This is a genomic window from Shouchella rhizosphaerae, from assembly GCF_900142675.1.
Classification (GTDB): domain Bacteria; phylum Bacillota; class Bacilli; order Bacillales; family Bacillaceae_D; genus Shouchella; species Shouchella rhizosphaerae.
On sequence record NZ_FRBS01000007.1, the window covers coordinates 186843 to 207728 of the forward strand.

23 protein-coding genes and 7 tRNA genes are annotated in these 20886 nt (G+C 42.9%); 25 read left to right on the forward strand and 5 right to left on the reverse strand.

Going from position 1 to position 20886, the window contains the following annotated elements; all coding sequences use genetic code 11:
- Positions 1-87: 87 nt before the first annotated feature.
- A complete protein-coding gene (locus BUC05_RS19150; protein ID WP_011245655.1) occupies positions 88-396 on the reverse strand; it encodes a hypothetical protein in 309 nt (102 codons plus the stop codon).
- Positions 397-731: 335 nt separating this feature from the next.
- Between BUC05_RS19150 and BUC05_RS19155 the strand changes: the two genes are divergently transcribed.
- Positions 732-1484: a M15 family metallopeptidase gene (locus BUC05_RS19155; protein ID WP_011245656.1), complete on the forward strand. Its 753-nt coding sequence runs from the start codon at positions 732-734 to the stop codon at positions 1482-1484.
- A 192-nt stretch (positions 1485-1676) separates the two neighbouring features.
- Positions 1677-3560: an LTA synthase family protein gene (locus tag BUC05_RS19160; RefSeq protein WP_011245657.1), complete on the forward strand. Its 1884-nt coding sequence runs from the start codon at positions 1677-1679 to the stop codon at positions 3558-3560.
- A 26-nt stretch (positions 3561-3586) separates the two neighbouring features.
- Here BUC05_RS19160 and BUC05_RS19165 read toward each other — a convergent pair whose 3' ends face one another.
- Both BUC05_RS19165 and BUC05_RS19170 read right to left on the reverse strand, forming a co-directional pair.
- Positions 3587-4195 carry a YitT family protein gene (locus BUC05_RS19165; RefSeq protein WP_035204970.1) on the reverse strand — a complete coding sequence of 203 codons (609 nt, stop codon included), beginning with the start codon at positions 4193-4195 and terminating at the stop codon, positions 3587-3589.
- A 106-nt stretch (positions 4196-4301) separates the two neighbouring features.
- Positions 4302-5063, reverse strand: a complete 762-nt coding sequence (locus BUC05_RS19170; RefSeq protein ID WP_011245659.1) for a rhomboid family intramembrane serine protease — start codon at positions 5061-5063, stop codon at positions 4302-4304.
- Between the two features lie 123 nt (positions 5064-5186).
- Between BUC05_RS19170 and acpS the strand changes: the two genes are divergently transcribed.
- The 14 genes from acpS (at position 5187) to BUC05_RS19240 (ending at position 16182) form a co-directional block, all read left to right on the forward strand.
- On the forward strand, positions 5187-5540 hold the full coding sequence (gene acpS / locus BUC05_RS19175) for a holo-ACP synthase (protein WP_011245660.1): 354 nt from the start codon (positions 5187-5189) through the stop codon (positions 5538-5540).
- A gap of 119 nt (positions 5541-5659) precedes the next feature.
- Positions 5660-6682 (forward strand): LolA family protein, encoded by a 1023-nt coding sequence (locus tag BUC05_RS19180; protein WP_011245661.1) that lies wholly within the window; start codon positions 5660-5662, stop codon positions 6680-6682.
- A 145-nt stretch (positions 6683-6827) separates the two neighbouring features.
- The gene (gene alr, locus BUC05_RS19185; protein WP_035204969.1) at positions 6828-8060 is read left to right on the forward strand and encodes an alanine racemase; all 1233 of its coding nucleotides are present in this window, start codon (positions 6828-6830) and stop codon (positions 8058-8060) included.
- Positions 8061-8202: 142 nt separating this feature from the next.
- Positions 8203-8403, forward strand: coding sequence for a hypothetical protein (locus BUC05_RS19190; protein WP_050748939.1), 201 nt, complete (start codon positions 8203-8205; stop codon positions 8401-8403).
- Between the two features lie 4 nt (positions 8404-8407).
- Entirely contained in the window at positions 8408-8758 is a 351-nt protein-coding gene (locus tag BUC05_RS19195) for a type II toxin-antitoxin system PemK/MazF family toxin (RefSeq protein WP_011245664.1), read from the forward strand.
- A gap of 269 nt (positions 8759-9027) precedes the next feature.
- A complete protein-coding gene (locus BUC05_RS19200) occupies positions 9028-9846 on the forward strand; it encodes an RsbT co-antagonist protein RsbRA (protein WP_011245665.1) in 819 nt (272 codons plus the stop codon).
- A 17-nt stretch (positions 9847-9863) separates the two neighbouring features.
- Positions 9864-10220, forward strand: coding sequence for an STAS domain-containing protein (locus BUC05_RS19205; protein WP_011245666.1), 357 nt, complete (start codon positions 9864-9866; stop codon positions 10218-10220).
- A gap of 2 nt (positions 10221-10222) precedes the next feature.
- Positions 10223-10654: an anti-sigma regulatory factor gene (locus tag BUC05_RS19210; RefSeq protein WP_035204968.1), complete on the forward strand. Its 432-nt coding sequence runs from the start codon at positions 10223-10225 to the stop codon at positions 10652-10654.
- Positions 10655-11671, forward strand: a complete 1017-nt coding sequence (locus BUC05_RS19215; RefSeq protein ID WP_011245668.1) for a PP2C family protein-serine/threonine phosphatase — start codon at positions 10655-10657, stop codon at positions 11669-11671. It abuts the gene before it with no gap.
- A gap of 64 nt (positions 11672-11735) precedes the next feature.
- Positions 11736-12065, forward strand: a complete 330-nt coding sequence (locus BUC05_RS19220; protein ID WP_011245669.1) for an STAS domain-containing protein — start codon at positions 11736-11738, stop codon at positions 12063-12065.
- Positions 12065-12547, forward strand: a complete 483-nt coding sequence (gene rsbW / locus BUC05_RS19225) for an anti-sigma B factor RsbW (RefSeq protein WP_035204967.1) — start codon at positions 12065-12067, stop codon at positions 12545-12547. The genes BUC05_RS19220 and rsbW overlap by 1 nt, the downstream gene beginning before the upstream one ends.
- Positions 12507-13292: an RNA polymerase sigma factor SigB gene (gene sigB / locus BUC05_RS19230; RefSeq protein ID WP_011245671.1), complete on the forward strand. Its 786-nt coding sequence runs from the start codon at positions 12507-12509 to the stop codon at positions 13290-13292. The genes rsbW and sigB overlap by 41 nt, the downstream gene beginning before the upstream one ends.
- A gap of 1 nt (position 13293) precedes the next feature.
- Positions 13294-13920 carry a SpoIIE family protein phosphatase gene (locus BUC05_RS19235; protein WP_011245672.1) on the forward strand — a complete coding sequence of 209 codons (627 nt, stop codon included), beginning with the start codon at positions 13294-13296 and terminating at the stop codon, positions 13918-13920.
- Positions 13921-14019: 99 nt separating this feature from the next.
- Positions 14020-16182 (forward strand): Tex family protein, encoded by a 2163-nt coding sequence (locus BUC05_RS19240; RefSeq protein WP_051881238.1) that lies wholly within the window; start codon positions 14020-14022, stop codon positions 16180-16182.
- Between the two features lie 27 nt (positions 16183-16209).
- Here BUC05_RS19240 and cmpA read toward each other — a convergent pair whose 3' ends face one another.
- Positions 16210-16353 (reverse strand): cortex morphogenetic protein CmpA, encoded by a 144-nt coding sequence (gene cmpA / locus BUC05_RS21325; protein ID WP_094423742.1) that lies wholly within the window; start codon positions 16351-16353, stop codon positions 16210-16212.
- 81 nt (positions 16354-16434) lie between these two features.
- On the opposite strand from cmpA, the gene BUC05_RS19245 reads away from it, so the two are divergent.
- From BUC05_RS19245 to BUC05_RS19280, 8 genes are all read left to right on the forward strand, one after another.
- Positions 16435-16899, forward strand: coding sequence for a SprT family protein (locus BUC05_RS19245; RefSeq protein ID WP_011245675.1), 465 nt, complete (start codon positions 16435-16437; stop codon positions 16897-16899).
- Between the two features lie 52 nt (positions 16900-16951).
- Positions 16952-17026 (forward strand) — tRNA-Asn (locus tag BUC05_RS19250).
- Between the two features lies 1 nt (position 17027).
- Positions 17028-17115 (forward strand) — tRNA-Ser (locus tag BUC05_RS19255).
- Positions 17116-17122: 7 nt separating this feature from the next.
- A tRNA-Glu gene (locus BUC05_RS19260) sits at positions 17123-17194 on the forward strand.
- Between the two features lie 259 nt (positions 17195-17453).
- Positions 17454-17529, forward strand: a tRNA-Val gene (locus BUC05_RS19265).
- Between the two features lie 7 nt (positions 17530-17536).
- A tRNA-Asp gene (locus tag BUC05_RS19270) sits at positions 17537-17613 on the forward strand.
- Between the two features lie 24 nt (positions 17614-17637).
- A tRNA-Leu gene (locus tag BUC05_RS19275) sits at positions 17638-17723 on the forward strand.
- A gap of 6 nt (positions 17724-17729) precedes the next feature.
- Positions 17730-17814: transfer RNA gene (locus BUC05_RS19280), tRNA-Leu, on the forward strand.
- 125 nt (positions 17815-17939) lie between these two features.
- Here BUC05_RS19280 and BUC05_RS19285 read toward each other — a convergent pair.
- Positions 17940-18473, reverse strand: coding sequence for a TetR/AcrR family transcriptional regulator (locus tag BUC05_RS19285; protein ID WP_035204963.1), 534 nt, complete (start codon positions 18471-18473; stop codon positions 17940-17942).
- Positions 18474-18610: 137 nt separating this feature from the next.
- Between BUC05_RS19285 and BUC05_RS19290 the strand changes: the two genes are divergently transcribed.
- Entirely contained in the window at positions 18611-20812 is a 2202-nt protein-coding gene (locus tag BUC05_RS19290; protein WP_035204962.1) for an MMPL family transporter, read from the forward strand.
- Positions 20813-20886: the final 74 nt, after the last annotated feature.

A 20886-nucleotide genomic window follows, 5' to 3' on the forward strand; every position in this document is an offset into this window, starting at 1 on the left:
TAACCACCTTTTGAAAGCGTTATCCTAATTGTACCACAAAAAAAGGAAGACGGCTTATTAAATTGCCGCTCCCTTTACATCGCTCACTTATTTTAAATCTTTCACGACTTCTTTTGTTTCAATTGTCCCTAAATCATAAATGATTTGATACAACTCTTGAAGTTCATTTTGTGTGGCTTCTTTTTCTTGGTCGGCTTTCTTTTCTTGGAACGGGTGTTGAAAAACTTGCTCCTCACGAAAGTCTTCAGATCGGATTTGCTCCAGCAGCGCTTTAATTTTGTCTGCTTCCTCATCAGTTGCATAGATCTCATATTGGATCGAGTTGTCAGGCGTTTTTGTGGTCGAGAGGCGCATCATTGCCATATCAATTGTAACAAAATAACGTTTTCGGCCCATTGCAATCGTCCCTCCAATTTTTTCTGTTCCCTCTTGATACCCGATTCTTCCTTTTTTACACCTACACGGTTTAAAAAAGGAAGAACGTGTTTCGTTTTCAGAATTTTGGGTATCAAAACAGAAAGCGACACACTAAGACATAGAACCTGTATCTCTAACATACAATAATGGATATGCCAAGCTTACAACTAGCGGAACAATTAACCAAGCCATACCCTGTCTATGCTTATGGCAAACCGTTGAATGATCGTCAATAAATCCTACCTGAAGGGGATTTTCTATCGGGACGAGCTGTGCTATAGTGAAGAAATTAAACCTTTGAGGAAGGTAGGACTATGCTCAAACTTGTTATCCCTTTTGTTTGCGCACTCGTGGTTATGACAGCTTGTGGAGGCGATTCTCATCCGCAACTACATGAAAAGGAAATGAAAAAAGGCGGCGATTCTGCACCTGTTTTTTTCTTAGAAGAGCGTTATTTTAACGAAACCGAGGTCGTAAATGGGCAAATGACCATTATGAATCCGGACAATATTGTGGTCAACGTCAATAAAGACTACCGTCTTCCCGAAGATTATCGACCTGGCGACTTAACCATACCGAATGTTCCTTTTCCTTTTGATGAGGAAGATGACAGGCGTTATCTCAGGGTGGAAGCTGCCGAAGCTTTGGAAGCATTGTTTGCTGCCGCAGCAGAGGAAGGCTATGACCTGTTTGCCATATCAGGTTTTAGATCATATGAACGGCAAGAGCTTTTATATGAAGAAGCGCTGGAAAATCAAGGAGAAGACCAAGATTTAGTGGCCATGCCAGGGCACAGTGAACATCAAACGGGATTAGCGATGGATATTAGCAGCGCTTCTGTCGATTATGGCTTGATTGAGGCATTTGGTTTAACGGCAGAAGGGCAGTGGGTTGCGGAACACGCCCACCAGTTCGGCTTTATTATACGCTATCCGGCCGAAAAAGAAGGAATTACAGGGTACGGCTATGAACCATGGCACTTGCGCTATGTGGGCGATGTGGCCAACGACATTTACAACCACTTTATTACCCTTGAAGAATATCTAGAAAATGTCAAGAAGTTGTAAAAACGATGTGAAAGTTCGGTATGTCAAAGGAACTATGTTCAAGGAGCAGAAATTTTGATAAACTGATTGCTTGAATGGCAAATGACTGTTTTTGCTTGATGATAGATAAAACCGTTTTCTGGCCCGCCAAATAGATAACAGTTAGGCGGAAGTAGTTTTAAACGCAAAGTTCATGAGAGGAGAGTAAAATTCATGACAAAAATTAAAGCCGGCTTCAGGCGACTGACATTTTATTGGCTGGCTGTCGCGTTGCTAACCATTACAACGTACGTGCTTTACAAAGTCGCGTTTGCGATCCCTGCCGATAACATGATGCAAGAATTTTTACTGCTCATTAATCCGATCAGTTCGTCTGTCCTGCTTTTAGGGATTGCCCTGTTATTCAAAAACAGAATGCGCAACATCATGGTTGTCGTCCTATCGTTTGTCGGTTCACTCATTTTGTACGTCAATTTGTTGTTTTATCGGTTCTATACTGACTTCTTGACCCTTCCTGTACTGCTGCAAACTAACAATATGCAAGATTTATCGGGCAGCGTATTTGAACTGATGAGCTTTTGGGATGTTTTCTTATTTACAAATGTTGCTGTACTTTGGATTTTGGTCGCACGTAAAAAAGTGCCTGTAGTGGGACGCTTAAAAAGAGAACCTAGCTTGATCTTTGCTTTGGCGATCTTGCTATTCTTAGGGAATCTATCCCTAGCGCAAACAGAACGTCCACAACTGCTTACGCGCTCTTTTGACAGGGATATGATCGTTAAAAACATCGGCGTTTTTAACTTCCATATTTACGACGTCTTTTTGCAATCACAATCGAGAGCACAGCGTGTATTAGCCGATAGTTCCGACATTGTCGAAGTGAAAAACTATACACAGGCAAACCATAAAGAGCCAAACCCAGATTTATTTGGCGTGGCTGAAGGCAAAAATGTGTTTATGATTTCTCTTGAGTCGCTGCAAAGTTTTGTCATTGACAACGATGTTTATGGACAAGAAATCACGCCGTTTTTAAACCAATTAAAAGAAGAAAGTTATTATTTCGAGAATTTTTACCACCAAACGGAACAAGGCAAAACATCGGACTCTGAGTTTATTGTTGCCAATTCGCTGTTTGGCCGAAGCAGTGGAGCCGTGTTCTTTACCCATGCCCAAAATGACTACAATGCGTTGCCGGAAATTTTAGGGGAGAATGGCTACTACTCGTCTGTCATGCATGCCAATAACCGAACGTTTTGGAACCGTGATGTCGTTTATAACACACTCGGCTATGACCGCTTTTTTGACGTGGATTCTTATGAAGTAACGGAAGAAAATTCGGTCGGTTGGGGCTTAAAAGACAAGGAGTTTTTTGAACAGTCGATTGACTTGCTCAAGGAACAGCCGCAGCCATTTTATACAAAGTTTATTACGCTGACAAACCATTTTCCATTTGAACTGGGCGAGGAAGACAAAATGATCGAGGAATACGATTCGAACAGCGGCACGTTAAACCGTTACTTTCCGACTGTCCGTTATATGGATTATGCAGTGGAGCAGTTTTTTGAGGATATAAAAGAAGCCGGCCTATATGAAGACAGCATCTTTATCCTTTATGGAGACCATTACGGAATTTCTGACAACCATAACAGGGCAATGGCGATGTACCTCGACAAAGAGGAGATTACCCCATTCGATTCTGTCCAGCTTCAACGTGTCCCACTGATCATTCATATTCCGGGCCATGAAGGGGAAACGTTTGACACAGTCGGCGGGCAAATTGACATTAAGCCAACGCTCATGCATTTGCTCGGTCTGTCGACAAAAGAGGACATCCAGTTTGGCAGCGACTTGTTTTCGCCAGAACATGAGTCTTATGCGGTTTTACGTAACGGCAACTTTATCACGGATGATCTTGTGTATGCCAGCAACACGTGTTATGACAAACATACAGGAGAAGAGATGGAAGATCCATCAAGCTGTGAAGAGTTTATCCCACGTGCGCAATCAGACTTAGAGTACTCCGATAAAATTATTTATGGTGATTTACTTCGCTTTTTCGAGCCAGACAACGATATGTTTGATCGCTCTGAAGAATAAAAAACCGTCGCGTATGCGACGGTTTTTTATTTCGCTGACATGCTGCCATGGCCATTCACGCCGCCGGCGGCTGTAATCACAGTGGTAGCAAAGCCAGTACCAATGACGGCAATTGCGGATAAGATGATCTCATCGTGTGTCACAATGGGAATGCCAGCTACGACTGCTCCTAAATCAAAACCGACAATTAAAACACCAACATTCCATTTTGTTTTAGCAGCAATCATCTGCGCCAGCAAGTCAAAACCCCCAGTGCTAATTTCTAGGAGAAACATAATACCAGCGCCTATGCCGAGCATCAGGCCACCGATGATGGCGCTAGGAAGTGGAGGCAAAAGGGGAGTAGCCGGTATGTAAGCGGCAAAGTAATCGATCATTAAGGAAGAAACGATGACGCCTACCAGTGAGTTGTAAAAAAACGGCCTATAGTATATCCAAGCAAGAATGTAAATGGGAATGCTGACGACGATTATGGTCATACCGACTGGAAAATCCCAGATGTAATGGGCGATCAATCCGACGCCAATAATGCCGCCGTCTAGCAAATGGTAGGAAACAAAAAATAAGTTAATCCCAAGGCTAATTAGCAAACAGCCTACAAACAACACTATTACGTAACGAAGTCCTTTTATCACCCTATCACCCTCACCCACTCAGTAGCCAAGCTTTCTTTCATTCTATGCGGACAAACGTATCGCTATGACGGGTGATGTGTATGAGCCTTTAAGGGCACAAAGCCCCTTATAACTGAATCGTTCCCAATAGGATAATGGCAATAATCGCTGCAAGCACCCACAACACTTTTTTCAGTTTCCGATTGCTATTCGCACGTTTCCAGCGCTGAGGGTTAAACTGGATTTCATCGTCGTCAAAATAAGCGCGGCGAACACGACTGGTCGTTTGCTGGCTATAAAAAGGACGAGCTCCTTTTAGAAAGGAAGGTGCTAGCAAGAAGCCAAATAACAGCCCGAATAAGTGGGCAAAAATGTTAATATGGGAGCCGACAAACGTCATGATCACAGAAATGACAATGATCGGAAGAATCGTTTGCCCTGACTGGCTATCCATTAAATCTTTACGATAAAGGTACATAAACAAAAAGACGCCAAATAAGCCAAAGATGGAGCCTGATGCACCGACGTGGGTATAGCTTGGCGATTCCAAAAACAAAGTGGCCACATTTGCCAATACGCCTGAAATGAGATAAATGGTGACAAATTTTCGTTTTCCAAGCATCACTTCAAGTGCAGGAGCGAAAATGAGCAAAGCGAACATGTTTGAAAACAAATGGAACAGCCCGCCATGCAAAAAGATCGGCGTCACGAGGCGCCAGTACTCGCCTGCGAGAATCGCTGCATTCCATCCCATCCCAGAATAGTGAAGCCAGCCCCCGTAAGGTATAATGAGGAAGAGGAAATAAATGATCACATTGGTTGCTATAATGGCGGTGATCACAGGGTAGTTGCGAATATAGCTCGAAAAGGTTTCGTTGCGGTGAAACATGGGATTCCCCCTTTTTGGTGATTAGCCGTGTAAGGTGTCATGACCATCATGAACTAGTCTCATTATAGCAGCTTGCGCCTTGTGCCGCATAACCGGACAGAATGATAAACAGGTGGTGTGCAAATGATTGTTGGCATTGGCATTGATTTAATTGAACTAAAGCGAATTGAGGCTGCTTTTGCGAGACAGCCTCGATTCCCAGGCCGGGTATTGACTTCTTATGAACAAGACCAAATGGCACAGCTAGCGCCGAACCGCCAAATTGAATATTTGGCAGGCCGTTTTGCTGCAAAGGAAGCATTTGCGAAAGCGAAAGGGACTGGAATTGGCGCCGGCCTTTCCTGGCATGATATTGAAATCCGCACTGAAGGCAGTGGAAAACCGTATATTGTGGTAAACGACGACAGCGCCCGTGTCCATCTTTCCATTACACATTCAAAAGAATACGCTGCTGCACAAGTCGTGATTGAAACATAAAAATGCTACTTGTCAATACTCGTCTGCATATTGCCGTCATTCGGCTCATATAGTTTACAGCAACAGGGCAATGGACTCGCCGTCCATGCCTAAAGTGAGCCGAAGGGGTGAAGGTAGGCATGAAGAAGACGAAATCATGGCTGGCCATGGTTGCTGTCCTAATGGTAGTCGTATTGGCAGCGTGTGGAGAAAAGTCGCAAGAGGATGTTTTAAACGACGTAGAAGAGGCCCTAGAAAACACGGAGAGCTACAAGTCAAAGGCGACGATGGTGCTGGAAACGGGCCAAGAACCACAGACGTATGATGTAGAAGTGTGGCAAAAAGATAACGCTTATTACAAAGTTGATTTAAAAAATGCGAAAAACGAACAAAGTCAAATCATCTTAAAAAATGACGACGGCGTTTTCGTTTTGACCCCAGCGCTAAACAAAACATTCCGTTTCCAAAGCGATTGGCCCAAAACGAGCAGCCAAGCTTATCTGTATGAATCGCTTTTAAAGGATATTAGCCTTGACGCTGATGTCATGTTTTCACAAGACGAAAACCATTATGTCTTTAAAACAGCGACAACGTATCAAAACAAAAACTTAAACAGCCAAGAAATCCGGCTGAATAAAAAAGATTTAGCGCCAGTTTCCGTTAAGATTATGGATGCGGATAACAATGTTTTAGTCGACTTGACGTTTACTGAATTCGAGAGAAATCCAGAGCTGTCGAATGAAGACTTTAATACAGAAAAAACAATGGATGGCGCACAAATGTCCGAACCGACAATGGCTACTCCTGAAGAAGAGGAAGAAATTTCGATTCGCTACCCGATGTTTATCCCAGATGGAGTCGATAGTGAGCCTAAATTGGAGACCGTCGAAACAGGCGAGCGTACAGCTTATGTGCAACAATATTCTGGCGATAAGCCTTTTACACTGATTCAAGAGAAGAGCTCGATCGTCCCAGCGACAACAGCGCCCTTAAATTTAGTAAAGGGAGAACCCGTTGACCTCGGTTTCACGATTGGAATCCAATCGGCTGACCGTATTATGTGGTCCCATGAAGGCATCGACTACTCCCTGATTTCAGAGAGCTTGTCAGAAGAAGAGATGGCCGATGTGGCGCGCTCTGTTTACGCCACGACCGAAAAGTAACCACTGTCTACAGTCTGAAGCCACGAGCGAACTCGTGGCTTTTTTATATATAAACAAAGGCACGTTGTTGCCAAACACCGTTCGACAATTTTCCATTAAGCTTTTATACTAGGGTGAGAATGTGAACTGTCCTGGAGGTAATTAGATGGATCGAACGGCACTCCCTTTCTTTAGGGATACATGGGTTGAGGTTGATTTGAATGCAATTTCGAGCAATGTTTCGTCGCTAGCGCGCTTTTATAAAAGCCAAGGCCACAATGTCGCCATTATGGCAGTTGTGAAAGCGAACGCCTATGGCCATGGGGCTATAGCCGTTGCTAAGGAGGCGCTTGCCGCTGGAGCGACCTTTCTTGGTGTTGCTTTATTAGACGAGGCATTGGAACTAAGAAAGGCAGGCATTCAGGCGCCGATCCTTGTCCTTGGTAAAACACGCCCAGAAAATGCAGAGCTTGCCCGGTCTGAGGGGATTTCGGTAACTGTATTTGAGCAAGAATGGCTAGAAGAGGCTACACGGTTTCTGGCAAAATCACCGAACGATCCACTCCGTATCCATGTCAAAATGGACACGGGCATGGGCCGCCTAGGCCAACAAACGGTTGAAAACACGATGGCGGTTGTCTGTGCTGCGCAAAAAATCGGTGTTGTTGAAGGGCTGTTTACCCATTTTGCCACTGCTGACGAGCTCGATCATACGTATTACCGAAAACAGCAAGAACGGTTTGCAGCATGTGTTGACAAATTGGAAGAAGCAAACGTTTCGATTCCGTTCATCCACACTGGCAATAGTGCAGCAAGCATGCGCTATCCAGGCGATATGTACAATATGGTACGTTTCGGCATTTCCATGTATGGGCTCACCCCTTCAGTAGAAATAAAACAAGCACTGCCATTTAAGCTTATTCCAGCCTTATCGCTAAAAACAAAAACAGTTTTCACGAAGCTTATTCAAAAAGGGGACGCTGTCAGTTACGGAGCTACTTATCAAGCAGAAGCACCGACATGGATTGCGACGTTGCCAATTGGCTATGCTGATGGCTGGGCAAGGCAAAACAGCACGAAAGGCGGGTATGCACTCGTCAATGGGCAAACAGCGCGCTTTGCAGGGAGAATCTGTATGGACCAATGCATGATTGAACTTTCTGAGCCAGTGCCAAATGGTACAACAGTTACTCTTGTTGGCAAAGACGGCCAAGAGCAGATTGAGCTTGATGACGTCGCGAAGCGGCTTGATACGATTAATTATGAAGCTGCCTGTATGCTCAATCCTCGCTTGCCCCGTATTTACGTAAAAAACGGCAAATATCAATCTGTGCAAATAGAATCAAGGGTTATGCATAAAATAGAAGAGCAAGGGAAAAATGACCAACAGAATGGATAATGGCTAAATAGCAAAGCAAGATTTTGAAAAAGAGCTTTGCAAAGACCTATTGGCAATGCTATGATAAATGATGTATAACTTGCGGCGAAATGTCGGACGTAGAAACGAATTGCCTAAATAGGCCTTACACTGATTAAATGAGGTGGATGCTGTGCTTGAGCAGGAAAAGTGGGACAACGAAGAAAACAGCAATAAGCGTGCAAAACTAAAAGCTGAAATTCGTGAGTCAATGCAACAAGGCTATATGGAGATGGCGAAAATCAATCTTACAATTGCATCAGAAGCCTTTCTTGCTGAGGAGGAAGCGAATCATACGCTGACGCGTCTCGTTAGTGGGGTGTAGCGATGTGATAGTCAAACGCGGCGATGTGTATTTTGCAGATCTCTCCCCCGTTGTCGGCTCAGAACAAGGTGGGGTCAGGCCTGTACTCATCATACAAAATAATATCGGTAACCGATTTAGCCCGACAGTGATCGTAGCAGCTATTACAGCCCAAATCCAAAAAGCAAAACTCCCAACACATGTGGAAATCAATGCGAGCAAATATGGGTTCGACCGGGATTCGGTCATTCTTCTTGAGCAAGTACGCACGATTGACAAACAACGACTGACAGATAAAATTACCCATCTTGACGACAAAATGATGAGGTCTGTTGACAAGGCACTCACAATCAGTTTGGGATTAATTGATTTTTAGACATTTGAGGATAAAAGAAAGCGTGGCAACCATTTATTTGGTGTGCATCACGAATCTTTTTTCAGGCAATTCCCTGTACATCGTAGTGACCCTAACTGGGGACAGCACTCGTACAGGGTTTTTTATTTGCCATTTATAAGAACGATTCCTTAAAATGTGGAATTGTCAAACACTGAGAAAAACGATCGCTGGAAACGATTAATCTTTGCATGGGATCTCGACTCATGAAATAATAGCAGTAGAGAAATACAGGGTGAAAGGGGAAGGCTATGCAATCGTTTATTGCTTCTTATCTTTTAAAAAACCGGACAAGACTTATTGAGGAATGGGGAAAAGAATGGGCGAAGCTTCGTTCAGAGAGTGATTTGCAAACGCAGCCTAACGATGCGTTTGAACATACGAACAAAAAACTAATGGAATTGGTGCTGTCTACGGCTGAAGGGCATAAAGACAGTTATTATGCGGAATTAAAAGAGCATGTCGACCGTTTTATTCAAAATGGCGGTTCACTAATCTTATTTTCAAAATCGATGCATTTGTTTAGGAAGGTATGCCAAAGGTTCGTAATTGCGTCTGATGTAAAAGAAAGTCAGGCTGTGGAAATGTTAGCGGAATTAAATGAATGGATTGATGAACGGACGGATCGAATTGTAAACGATTATGCAGGGAATTGGGAATATACGATCGAAATGCAAAAGCTTTCGCTGTTAGAGTTATCCGCTCCGCTGATTCCTGTTTTTGAAGAGATTACGGTGATGCCGTTAATCGGGACGATTGACACAGCGAGAGCGAAACTGATCATGGAAAATTTGCTTGAAGGCGTGATCGAACACCGCTCAAAAGTCGTTTTAATTGATATTACAGGTGTCCCGGTCGTCGATACAATGGTTGCCCAACATATCATTGAAGCTTCCGAAGCTGTCCGTTTAATTGGAGCGAAGGCTGTATTAGTGGGGATTCGTCCTGAAATTGCCCAGACCATTGTCAACTTGGGCATTGACTTGGCTAGATTTCCAACGCAGAGCACACTACGCAAAGGGGTTGTGTTGGCCTTAGAAATGACAGGAAAGAAAGTGGTCGATTTATGATGGAAGGTGGAAATGCAATGAGGATTCCAATTCTTAAGCTCAAACAATATTTATTAATCAGCATCCAAATTGAGTTAGATGATCAAACTGCCCTCCAATTTCAGGAAGATTTGCTTAGAAAAATCCACGAAGAAGGTTCAAAAGGAGTCGTTATTGATTTAACGAGTGTCGATATGATTGACTCGTTCATTGCCAAAGTACTTGGCGATGTTGTCGACATGTCCAATTTGATGGGGGCTCGTGTCGTACTGACCGGCATTCGTCCTGCTGTTGCTATTACATTAATTGATATGGGAATCAAATTAGAAGGTGTTTCAACCGCGTTAGATCTTGAACAAGGACTCGCAAGCTTGCAACAGGAATTGGAGGGTTAGAGATGGACATCCAATCCTGTGTGGAAGTGAAAAATGAATGGGGAATCGTCGCTGCTAGGCAGGCAGGGCGCGACCTTTCACGCCAAATCGGCTTTGGCAGTGTTGATCAAGCTCGGATCACGACAGCCATTTCTGAACTAGCAAGAAACATTTACTTGTATGCGAAGCGGGGAGAAATTCGCCTTGAATTGGTGGAGAAACCCTCCAACCTCGGGATCATCAAAGGCATCCGTGTGATTGCTAAAGATGATGGTCCTGGCATTCAAGATATACGGCAAGTAATGGTAGATGGATTTACGACTTCCAGCGGCCTAGGGGCAGGTTTGCCTGGCGTGAAAAGGCTTATGGATGAATTCACAATTGATTCAGAAATAGGCGTAGGAACAACGATCACGGCAACAAAATGGGCCCAAATGAGGGGGCATGTGAGATAGATGTCTGTTGTAGACTATAAGTTACAGCTTTCCTATAAGCGCATCTTGAAAGACTTTTTAGAGAACAAATCGGAACAAAGTCTGTACGAGGCGCAAAAAGTAAGCAAGTTTTTGTTGGAGCAAAAAATTTCGCCTGAAGAATTTGTCAGCATCCATTTTAAAGTGTTGACAGAAATGCTCCCTCAATTGGACGAGCAAGTTCAAGATTCGTTTGTTCTCCTATTGGAAGTCATGATGGGATATGGGCTTGCTTATCAAGAACATCAAGTATTGAGGAACCGACAGCAAGAACTTGAATCAGAAATTGATGTCGCAGCTAGTATGCAGCAGACTCTGCTCCCGCAAGAAAAGCCAGAAACAGAATTTCTTGATGTCGGTGTTGTTTGTAAACCAGCAAAGAAAATGAGCGGCGATTATTACCATTATGTACATGAAGATGACAAAGGGCTGGGTATGGCTATTGCCGATATTATTGGCAAAGGCGTGCCTGCGGCTCTTTGCATGTCTATGATCAAATATGCGATGGACAGTTTGCCGTCAGAGCAGCAACTCCAACCTTCGCTTTTACTTGAAAATTTAAACCGTGTTGTTGCCCAAAACGTTGGAGACAGCATGTTTATTACGATGATGTACGGGTATTATAACAGAACAACTGGTGATTTCCACTATTCAGGTGCAGGCCACGAACCAGGTTTTTTTTACAGCGTGGCCAACGATGCATTTGAAGAATTGCACGCCAAAGGGCTCGTATTAGGCGTGTCCCGGCAAACCAAATATAAAGAATATACCCGCCATTTGGATGTAGGCGATTTTATTGTGCTTTTGTCTGATGGTGTAACAGAATGCCGCATAGGCGACGAATTTATTGAGCGGGAAGAAATCACGAAATTAATTCGTAAATATATGCATTTACCTGCCCAAGAAACGGTCAACCGCGTTTATGAGGAACTTGTAAAAATCCAAGATTTTGTATTACGTGATGATTTTACGCTTATTCTTTTGCGGAGGACCGTTTAAAAATAGGAGTGGCCGGGTATGAAAGAGAAATGGAACTTAATTGCTTGAGGAGGACGGTTTACATATGAACCTTACAATACGATCAGAACAAACAGACAACGCCTATCATATTTACCTTGCTGGCGAGATTGATGCTTATACAGCTCCTCAACTACGTGAATCTCTCATTCCTCTAGCAAAGGAAAAAGGTATTGAGATGACGATTCATTTTAATGAGGTGGAATATATTGATAGCACTGGACTTGGTGTTTTTGTTGGTGTGTTGAAAACAACGGATGCAAATGGCAGCAACTTAAAGCTTTGTGGCATGTCTAGTCGAGTTAGACGGCTATTTTCAATAACGGGACTGGATGAAGTGATTACGATTGAAGAAGTGAAGGAGGGGCAGAGTTAATGGAACAACATGACCGTATCCACGTGGAAATCCCTGCCAAGCCCGAATACGTCAGCATTGCGCGTTTAACCGTTTCTGGCGTCGCGAACCGTCTTGGTTTTTCTTACGACGATATTGAAGACATTAAGATCGCAGTTGCCGAGGCATGTACGAATGTCGTAGAACATGCCTATTCTGAAGGTGGATCGATTTATTTAGCTTGTTATATTTATGATGATCGAATTCAAGTAGTCGTTGCTGATCAAGGCAAGAGTTTTGACATTAAAGATGTGGAAAGTCGACTAGGTCCAGTTGATGCGAAAAAGCCAGTTGGAGATTTAAAGGAAGGAGGGCTTGGTTTATTCCTCATCAGCAGTTTAATGGATAAAGTTGAAATCAATGAAGATAACGGCGTGATGCTCGTCATGACAAAGTATCTTTACGAGAGTGGGGTGGAGGAAAGTGTCGACGGAATCTCTTCCTTACAGTCAGAACAAGGATGATATCTATCTTTGGATTGAACAATACCAAAAAACTGGAAGTGAAGAAGCCCAAATCAAATTGGTAAACCATTTTGAAGCGCTTGTCCGCTCCCTTTCTAGGAAGTTTTCAAAAGGGCGAGAATACGATGAAGACTTGTATCAAGTCGGCATGGTTGGTCTGCTCGCCGCAATGAAACGTTATAACGAAGACTATGGCAGAAGCTTTGAATCGTTCGCAGTTCCTACAGTTGTAGGAGAGATCAAGCGCTTTATTCGCGACAAAACATGGAGTGTCCATGTGCCGCGCCGCATCAAAGAACTGGGGCCAAAAATTAAGAAAGCAGCGGATACGCTAACCATTGAGTTGCAACGTTCCCCTTATGTTCATGAAATTGCCGAGTACCTTCAAGTGACAGAGGAAGAAGTGCTTGAGACAATGGAAATGAGCAAAAGTTACCAAGCACTATCCGTCAATCGCCCTCTTGAGGCAGACCAAGAAGGCGGAGAAGTGACGCTCCTTGATCTTGTTGGCAATGAAGAGGCTGGCTATGAGCAAGCTGACCAAAAGTTATTGCTTGAAAAAGCGTTCGAGGTGCTAAACGAACGGGAAAAGGACATTCTTCAATGCACCTATTATGAGAATTTAAGCCAAAAAGAGACAGGCGAAAAATTGGGCATTTCACAAATGCATGTATCCCGTTTGCAACGCCGTGCACTTCAAAAACTGCGCGACTCCATACGTGTGGAGCCTACGGAGATTTTCTGAAATGCTAACGTATTTTAAAGACCAATATACGGATATTGCGACTGTCCAGCAAATCAAACCAGGTAATGCTGTTTGCGGCGACGGGCACATGGTGATCCAAAAAGGCACATACACAGTATGTGCCGTTGTCGATGGTTTAGGGAGCGGCCAAGGGGCATACCATTCTACTATGACGGCACTAGAAGCGGTGCAAACGTATCATGCTGAGTCTGCCGATGTGATTCTTGAACATTGCAATAGGGCTTTGATCCATCAACGGGGGGCTGTTATGACAGTCATTAAAATTGATTACGAAAGCAACATCCTCCATTACGCAAACTTCGGAAACATTGGCTTTGTCTTATTCCATCCTGATGGCTCGTTTATTCAGCCAATGCCGACGCGAGGCTATTTGTGTGGCCGCAAAAGCAAAATCAAAAGCGACAAGTTCTTATATTCTCCTGGTAGCGCCTTTATGATCTATACAGATGGCGTCGACCGGCTTCCGCCAAAACAAGCGCTAATTGACCAGAGTGGCTTATACAACGTAAGTGAGAACGTGGTGGCAGCCAAACGGTTTAATCAAAAAGATGACGCGACGTTAATGGTCGGCAAATTTAGAGTGCCTGCAGCGGTACATAGGGGATAGGGCGATAAGCGAAAAGAAACACCTTACAGGGCGAGGTGTTTCTTTTTTGTTTATTTGCTTTTGTGCTATGATAAACGGAGATTGGAGGACGGTAAGGCAATGGAGGAATTGGTAAACGAAACGGTAACGGAAACAGGCTTAGCCCCGAAACAAGTTAGGCAAGTTGTCGAGTTGTTAAAGGAAGGCAATACGGTCCCTTTTATTGCTCGATACCGGAAAGAACAAACGGGCGGTCTTGATGAATTGCAAATCAAAGCAATCGCAGATGCGCACGAATATGCTGAAAGCGTCATGCAGCGGCGAGAAGAAGTGCTTCGCCTCATTGATGAACAAGGCAAATTGACAGCCGAATTAAAGGCGCAAATTAAAGCGGCTCGAAAGCTGCAAACATTAGAAGACTTATACCGGCCATATAAACAAAAGCGGCGCACTCGGGCAACCGCAGCCAAAGAAAAAGGGCTTGAGCCATTGGCGCAAGAAATAGTATCTTTCCCGAGAGAATTTTCGCTAGAAACAGCGACAACGCCCTTTATCAATCAAGAATTAGGAGTGCCAGACAGTGAAACGGCAATCGCTGGCGCGAAAGATATACTAGCAGAGATGTTTGCCGAAGACCCAGAAATACGGTCGACGCTCCGTGAACGGGCGTTAAAGCAATCAACCATTGAAACAAGCCGAAAAAATGGCGGCGCAGAAGATGAAAAAGGCGTCTACGCCCTATATTATGATTTCCAAGAGCCTATTAAAAAAATGGTGCCCCACCGGACACTCGCCGTTAACCGCGGTGAGCGAGAAGAGGTATTGCGCGTGCACGTACGCTTCCCAAGCGATGCCTTTATCGACCAAATTAAACGCCTCATTATCAAAAAGCATGGTTCACCGGTCGTTCCCATTATGGAAGAGGCGATTGAAGATGCATACAAGCGTTTGGTCGAGCCTTCGCTAGAAAGGGAAGTACGGGCATTTTTGACTGAAAAAGCCGAAGAGCAGGCGATCGCGATTTTCGCAGAAAATGTAAAGCAACTGCTCTTGCAGCCGCCAATGAAAGGCAAAGTCGTGTTAGGCATCGATCCAGCTTTTCGGACAGGCTGCAAATGGGCGGTTGTAGATGCTACAGGCAAAGCGCTTGAAGTAGGGGTCATGTACCCAACAGCGCCACACCATAAAACGGAAGAAGCAGCAGCGATCATACGGAATGTGACGACAAAATACGGCGTTAAAATGGTTGCCATCGGCAATGGAACAGCTTCCCGTGAAACCGAGCAATTTGTCGCAAATACGATTAAAGAGATCGATGATACGCTTTACTATTGTATCGTCAACGAAGCGGGGGCGAGCGTCTACTCTGCTTCTGAAATTGCCCGCACAGAATTCCCTGATCTCCAAGTCGAGCAGCGGAGCGCGATCTCGATTGCCCGTCGCCTGCAAGACCCGTTGGCAGAGCTAGTCAAAATTGATCCAAAATCAGTTGGCGTCGGCCAATACCAGCATGATGTGTCACAAAAAAAGCTAAATGAGTCGCTTGCTTTTGTTGTCGAAACCGCCGTCAACCGTGTCGGCGTCAATGTCAATACCGCTTCAGCAGCATTGCTTTCTTATGTGGCTGGGCTTAATAAAACGCAAGCGACCAACATTGTTGCCTATCGAGACGAACACGGGCCATTTCCAACAAGAACAGCGTTAAAGAGCGTTCCCCGTTTAGGTGCCAAAACATATGAGCAATGCATTGGCTTTTTACGTGTCCCAGACGGCAAAAATCGATTGGATGCGACGGCCATTCACCCAGAAAGCTACAACGAGGCGAAAAAACTCCTTCAGTATGTAGAGGCAGAGCCAAAAGACATTGGCACAGACAAACTGAAACAAAGACTAAACAGCCTCAATCAAGGCGAATTAGCAGAAAAACTTGAAATTGGCACGTTAACATTAGCCGATATTATCGACGCACTTGCCCGTCCGAACCGAGACCCACGGGATGAATTAGCGGCGCCACAGTTAAAACAAGATGTTCTTAAGATGGAGGACTTGGAGAAAGGCATGGAACTTCAAGGAACCGTGCGCAATATCGTCGATTTTGGCGCCTTTGTCGATATTGGCGTCAAACAGGACGGTCTCGTGCATGTGTCCAAATTGTCGGACCGCTACATTAAACACCCTATGGAAGTCGTATCCATTGGCGATGTTGTTACTGTTTGGGTAGAGGACGTTGACGAGAAAAAAGGACGCATCAGCCTGACAATGAAGGCGCCAATTGTTGTCTAACTGCATGAAGGGAGCGTCTCAAGCTCCCTACATCGGTTCTTTATGTTGAGAAAGCGTGTTTTCTCCATGAGTTGCTTTATAATAAAACCAACATTGATTTAAAAGCTTCAATTGATGGCGATTTTTTTCAGCATACGCTTTACGAAGCTGTTTCTTTAACCAAATAGGCATATCGAACGCTCCTCTCATGTTTCAAGTAGTATATGTTGGGCTGTTTGTCAGAGTTGAATAGTTTTTAATGGAGGACAAAGAATGACAAACAAAGAATTGCAACAGCTAACAGAAACGATTTCTCTTGCTTTTTTTAAGCGCCCTTTTACACACACAGCCCGCTTCAATAACCGCCTTCGCACGACGGGGGGAAGGTATTTGCTAAAAAGCCATGATATCGAGCTAAACCCAAAGCAATATGAGCGCTACGGCAAAGAAGAACTGATCGGCATCATTAAACATGAACTTTGCCATTACCACCTTCATCTCGAAGGGAAAGGCTACAAACATGGCGATAAAGATTTTCAGGAATGGCTTGCCAAAACAGGAGCACCTCGCTACTGCAAAACAGCGCAAGACGAACAGACCGTTCTTGTGTATACATGTACATCTTGTAGCCGAACATACCACCGGCGGCGAAAAATCAATACGCAAAAATATGTTTGTGGTACCTGCCACGGGAAACTAAAATTTTTATCGAAAAAAGTATTGCATCAAAGGAAGTGACTATGCTATATTATAAGAGTCGCCAAGGAGAGGCGGAAAAAAGCGTACATATTCCACAGTAGCTCAGTGGTAGAGCTATCGGCTGTTAACCGATCGGTCGCAGGTTCGAATCCTGCCTGTGGAGCCATGGAGAAGTACCCAAGTGGCTGAAGGGGCTCCCCTGCTAAGGGAGTAGGTCGTGTAAGCGGCGCGAGGGTTCAAATCCCTCCTTCTCCGCTCTTCTGGCCCGTTGGTCAAGTGGTTAAGACACCGCCCTTTCACGGCGGTAACACGGGTTCGAATCCCGTACGGGTCATTTGCAAAACGAGGCGCTGAAAGGAAAATGGACATGTTCTGTTCCATTGTTCCTTTCCAGCACCAGTTCGTTTCAATCGCTGTTAGAGAATGAACAACGAGACGAAAAGATTTGCAGCTTATCAGCATCATTGTTTGACAAAGAGAAGCAAGAAGTTCGAGGACAAGAAGTGCTTGAGGGAAGGAGCGTACAAACGTACGTGACTGACTGAGAGGCACGAATTGGACGAAGAAATTCGCCGCTTATCTGCAGTCAGAATGGAGGATTAGCTCAGCTGGGAGAGCATCTGCCTTACAAGCAGAGGGTCGGCGGTTCGATCCCGTCATCCTCCACCATCAACAAGGTCCGGTAGTTCAGTTGGTTAGAATGCCTGCCTGTCACGCAGGAGGTCGCGGGTTCGAGTCCCGTCCGGACCGCCATCTATATTTTAAATTAATTTGCCAGCGGGTGTGGCGGAATTGGCAGACGCGCTAGACTTAGGATCTAGTGTCTTTATGACGTGGGGGTTCAAGTCCCTTCACCCGCACCAGAATACGCGGTTGTGGCGGAATGGCAGACGCGCTAGGTTGAGGGCCTAGTGGGAGTTAAATCCCGTGGAGGTTCGAGTCCTCTCAACCGCATACAGAAGAAATGTAGGAGTACCAAGGCTTTTAAAGCTTTGGTCTTTTTTTATTTTAGGGATTGCAAGTATGAAATTAAAATAATCGATTCAAGTTAAAAACGAATAAGAACTATTTATTAGTCCTTATTCATTACTAAGTACACGCATATATTCAAATATCTCGATTAATTGACCTCTTAGTTCATCCTCGAGTGATAAATCATCCCTTACCCATTCAGAGATTACATTGAATATACCACCAGCAAAAAAATTAAGCTTTGTTCTTGTTACCTTTAAGTTACTTTTCTCTAAGTAAACTTTGGTTGCATAAATGAAATGTACTAATAAAATATGAGACATATTAAGGTCTAACATATTTTTAATACTACTCTTACTCCTTGAAATTCTTAAAGTTAATCCATTAATAAAGTCATCTAAATCTTCAATTGTATTATTACTAAATTGCATGAATAACTCACTTACTTTCAAGTGAGCTGTAGCTTCAATGACGTCATTAATGGTGTCGTAATATTTATAAAAAGTAATTCTTGCAACACCTGCTTCTTTGCAAACCTTGGTGATTGTAAGGTTTTTTAATTGTTCTTTTTCTAATAGGGTAGCTACTGCCTGCATAATTGATTTTTGAGATTGAGATAAACCGCTTGTTAATTTTTCCAATAGTATACCTCCTTAATTTAAACTACTTCTTAAAATTGTAACATTAAATGCTTGCGAATATAATATCTAGTTGTTATGATAACAAATGTACTTACATTTGTTAGTTTTAAATTTGGGATAGAGGGAGATATATAGAAATGGCAAATAAACTTTTCAATATTGCTAAGTGGTCAATTACTCATAGCAAGAAAGTAATTTTTTCAACGGTTGCAATACTAGTATTGCTTGCAATTGTTGGTTTAAACCTTGGTTTAAATTTCGAAGAGGATATGACTATACCAGGTACACCGGCAGATGAGGCGGCAACATTCATTACCGAAAATTTTAGTGATGGTATGGAAGATGATGAAACCAGTACTATTGAAATTGTATTTAAAGCTCCTGAGGGAGAAGATTTAAATTCAGATTCGGTGCAAGGAAATATAGGTGAACTTATATCTGAGTTGATGGATATTGCTCATGTGGAAGGAGTTATTCCACCTTGGGATTTAGGAAATATTAGTGAGGATAATATGATTGGATATGCTGAACTGTATCTCGATCTAGCTGGGGCAGAAGTTTCAGAAGAAACTAAAGATGATATTGTAAGTGCCTTGGATATTACAAGAGATAATGATATTCAGTCAGAACTAATTAGTGATTCAGTAGTATTTAGTGCGAATGGCTTTTCTCATATGACAGAGGCAGTGGGAGTCGTAATCGCATTTCTAATTTTGTCTATCATGTTTGCATCGTTTGTTACAGCTGGATTGCCAATTGTTTCAGCTATTCTAGGGTTAGGTATTAGTTTATTAACGATCGTTATAGGAACACATATTTTTGAAATTCAATCTGTCTCTATCGTGTTAGCTGCCATGCTAGGTTTGGCTTTAGGGATCGATTATGCACTATTTATTATTAATCGATTTAAGATACAAAGGGCAAAAGGGAATAGCATTGTTGATTCAATTGCGATTGCAAATGGTACAGCTGGAACAGCCGTTGTTTTTGCTGGTATCACTGTTATTATTGGTGTATTAGGATTAGCCGTTACAGGTATTCCTTTCTTAACGGTAATGGGTGTAACATCAGCCATTAGCATATTCTTATCAGTAGTTGTATCTATACTTGTACTCCCAGCAATTATGTCATTACTGGGTAACAAAATTAGTCCGGACAATGAAAATAAATTATTAAGAAGATTATCTAAAAAAGGGAATAAAAACGGAAGTTCATCAAATAAATGGGGAGAGTTTATAGTAAGACGCCCCAAAAGTGTAGTACTGGTTTCATTAGGATTACTTATATTGATTAGTATTCCAGTAGTTAATTTGCAATTAGGCTTACCATCAACTGAGATGACCAATCATGAAGATACCACTGAAAGAAAAGCTTATGATTTACAAACGGAGGCTTATGGTGAAGGTATTCATTCTGCATTAATTGTTGGAGCCGAGGTTCCTACTAACATTGAGAATACAGAAGAATCTTTAGGTCAAATTTTAACAGACATTGAAGGAATAGATGGGGTAAGTTCAGTAGTCGGGCCAATACCTAATGAATCACAAGACTTCTTTCTTTTTAACGTAACACCTAATACTGGACCAGACGATCAAGAAACTAAAGATGTTATAGATGATATTAGAGAATATGCAGTTGACGTTGAAAACGAAGATAACATTAATCTTATGGTTAGTGGAACTACGGCTATGAATTTTGATATTTCGACCAAGTTATTTGAAGCATTGCCAATCTTCGGTGGTTTAATTATCGTATTAGCTTATGTAATACTTGTAGCTGTATTTAGATCATTAATTGTACCATTAAAAGCCGTGTTAGGATTTGTTTTATCAATAGGTGCTACTTTAGGTTTTATGGTTTTTGTCATACAAGATGGTAACCTAATTGAACTATTCGGATTTCCATCATCCGGTCCGATCTTATCATTTTTACCTGTTGTAACTATTGGAATTCTTTTTGGATTAGCTATGGACTATGAGTTATTCTTAGTTAGTAAAATGAGAGAAGTTTTTAGTGAAACTGGAAATGCAAAAGAAGCTGTTTTACAAGGGATTAAGGATTCGGGCAAAGTAGTCGTAACAGCTGCATTGATTATGATGACTGTATTTTTTGCATTCATGGCGACTCCTGACACAATGATAAAATCCGTCGGTATGGCATTAGCTTTTGGAGTGTTGTTTGACGCATTTATTGTAAGGTTAACTATAGTACCGGCGGTAATGACTCTTTTAGGTAAACATGCTTGGTATTTACCTAAGTGGGTAAACAGAATCATGCCTAACATTGATGTAGAAGGTGAAAAATTATTACATGAGATTAAAAAAGAAGAAAAAGAATAAGGTGACAATCCAAAAACTTCGGTGGAGTTAAATTCCGTGGAGGTTCGATTCCTCTCAACCGCATACTAGTAGTA

What these genes read in the sequence shown, in the direction of transcription:
- BUC05_RS19150 (WP_011245655.1), bottom strand. Translation starts at nt 396, where the DNA reads ATGGGCCGAAAACGTTATTTTGTTACAATTGATATGGCAATGATGCGC.
- BUC05_RS19155 (WP_011245656.1), top strand. Translation starts at nt 732, where the DNA reads ATGCTCAAACTTGTTATCCCTTTTGTTTGCGCACTCGTGGTTATGACA.
- BUC05_RS19160 (WP_011245657.1), top strand. Translation starts at nt 1,677, where the DNA reads ATGACAAAAATTAAAGCCGGCTTCAGGCGACTGACATTTTATTGGCTG.
- BUC05_RS19170 (WP_011245659.1), bottom strand. Translation starts at nt 5,063, where the DNA reads ATGTTTCACCGCAACGAAACCTTTTCGAGCTATATTCGCAACTACCCT.
- acpS (WP_011245660.1), top strand. Translation starts at nt 5,187, where the DNA reads ATGATTGTTGGCATTGGCATTGATTTAATTGAACTAAAGCGAATTGAG.
- BUC05_RS19180 (WP_011245661.1), top strand. Translation starts at nt 5,660, where the DNA reads ATGAAGAAGACGAAATCATGGCTGGCCATGGTTGCTGTCCTAATGGTA.
- alr (WP_035204969.1), top strand. Translation starts at nt 6,828, where the DNA reads ATGGATCGAACGGCACTCCCTTTCTTTAGGGATACATGGGTTGAGGTT.
- BUC05_RS19200 (WP_011245665.1), top strand. Translation starts at nt 9,028, where the DNA reads ATGCAATCGTTTATTGCTTCTTATCTTTTAAAAAACCGGACAAGACTT.
- BUC05_RS19205 (WP_011245666.1), top strand. Translation starts at nt 9,864, where the DNA reads ATGAGGATTCCAATTCTTAAGCTCAAACAATATTTATTAATCAGCATC.
- BUC05_RS19210 (WP_035204968.1), top strand. Translation starts at nt 10,223, where the DNA reads ATGGACATCCAATCCTGTGTGGAAGTGAAAAATGAATGGGGAATCGTC.
- BUC05_RS19215 (WP_011245668.1), top strand. Translation starts at nt 10,655, where the DNA reads ATGTCTGTTGTAGACTATAAGTTACAGCTTTCCTATAAGCGCATCTTG.
- BUC05_RS19220 (WP_011245669.1), top strand. Translation starts at nt 11,736, where the DNA reads ATGAACCTTACAATACGATCAGAACAAACAGACAACGCCTATCATATT.
- rsbW (WP_035204967.1), top strand. Translation starts at nt 12,065, where the DNA reads ATGGAACAACATGACCGTATCCACGTGGAAATCCCTGCCAAGCCCGAA.
- BUC05_RS19235 (WP_011245672.1), top strand. Translation starts at nt 13,294, where the DNA reads ATGCTAACGTATTTTAAAGACCAATATACGGATATTGCGACTGTCCAG.
- BUC05_RS19240 (WP_051881238.1), top strand. Translation starts at nt 14,020, where the DNA reads ATGGAGGAATTGGTAAACGAAACGGTAACGGAAACAGGCTTAGCCCCG.
- cmpA (WP_094423742.1), bottom strand. Translation starts at nt 16,353, where the DNA reads ATGCCTATTTGGTTAAAGAAACAGCTTCGTAAAGCGTATGCTGAAAAA.
- BUC05_RS19245 (WP_011245675.1), top strand. Translation starts at nt 16,435, where the DNA reads ATGACAAACAAAGAATTGCAACAGCTAACAGAAACGATTTCTCTTGCT.
- BUC05_RS19290 (WP_035204962.1), top strand. Translation starts at nt 18,611, where the DNA reads ATGGCAAATAAACTTTTCAATATTGCTAAGTGGTCAATTACTCATAGC.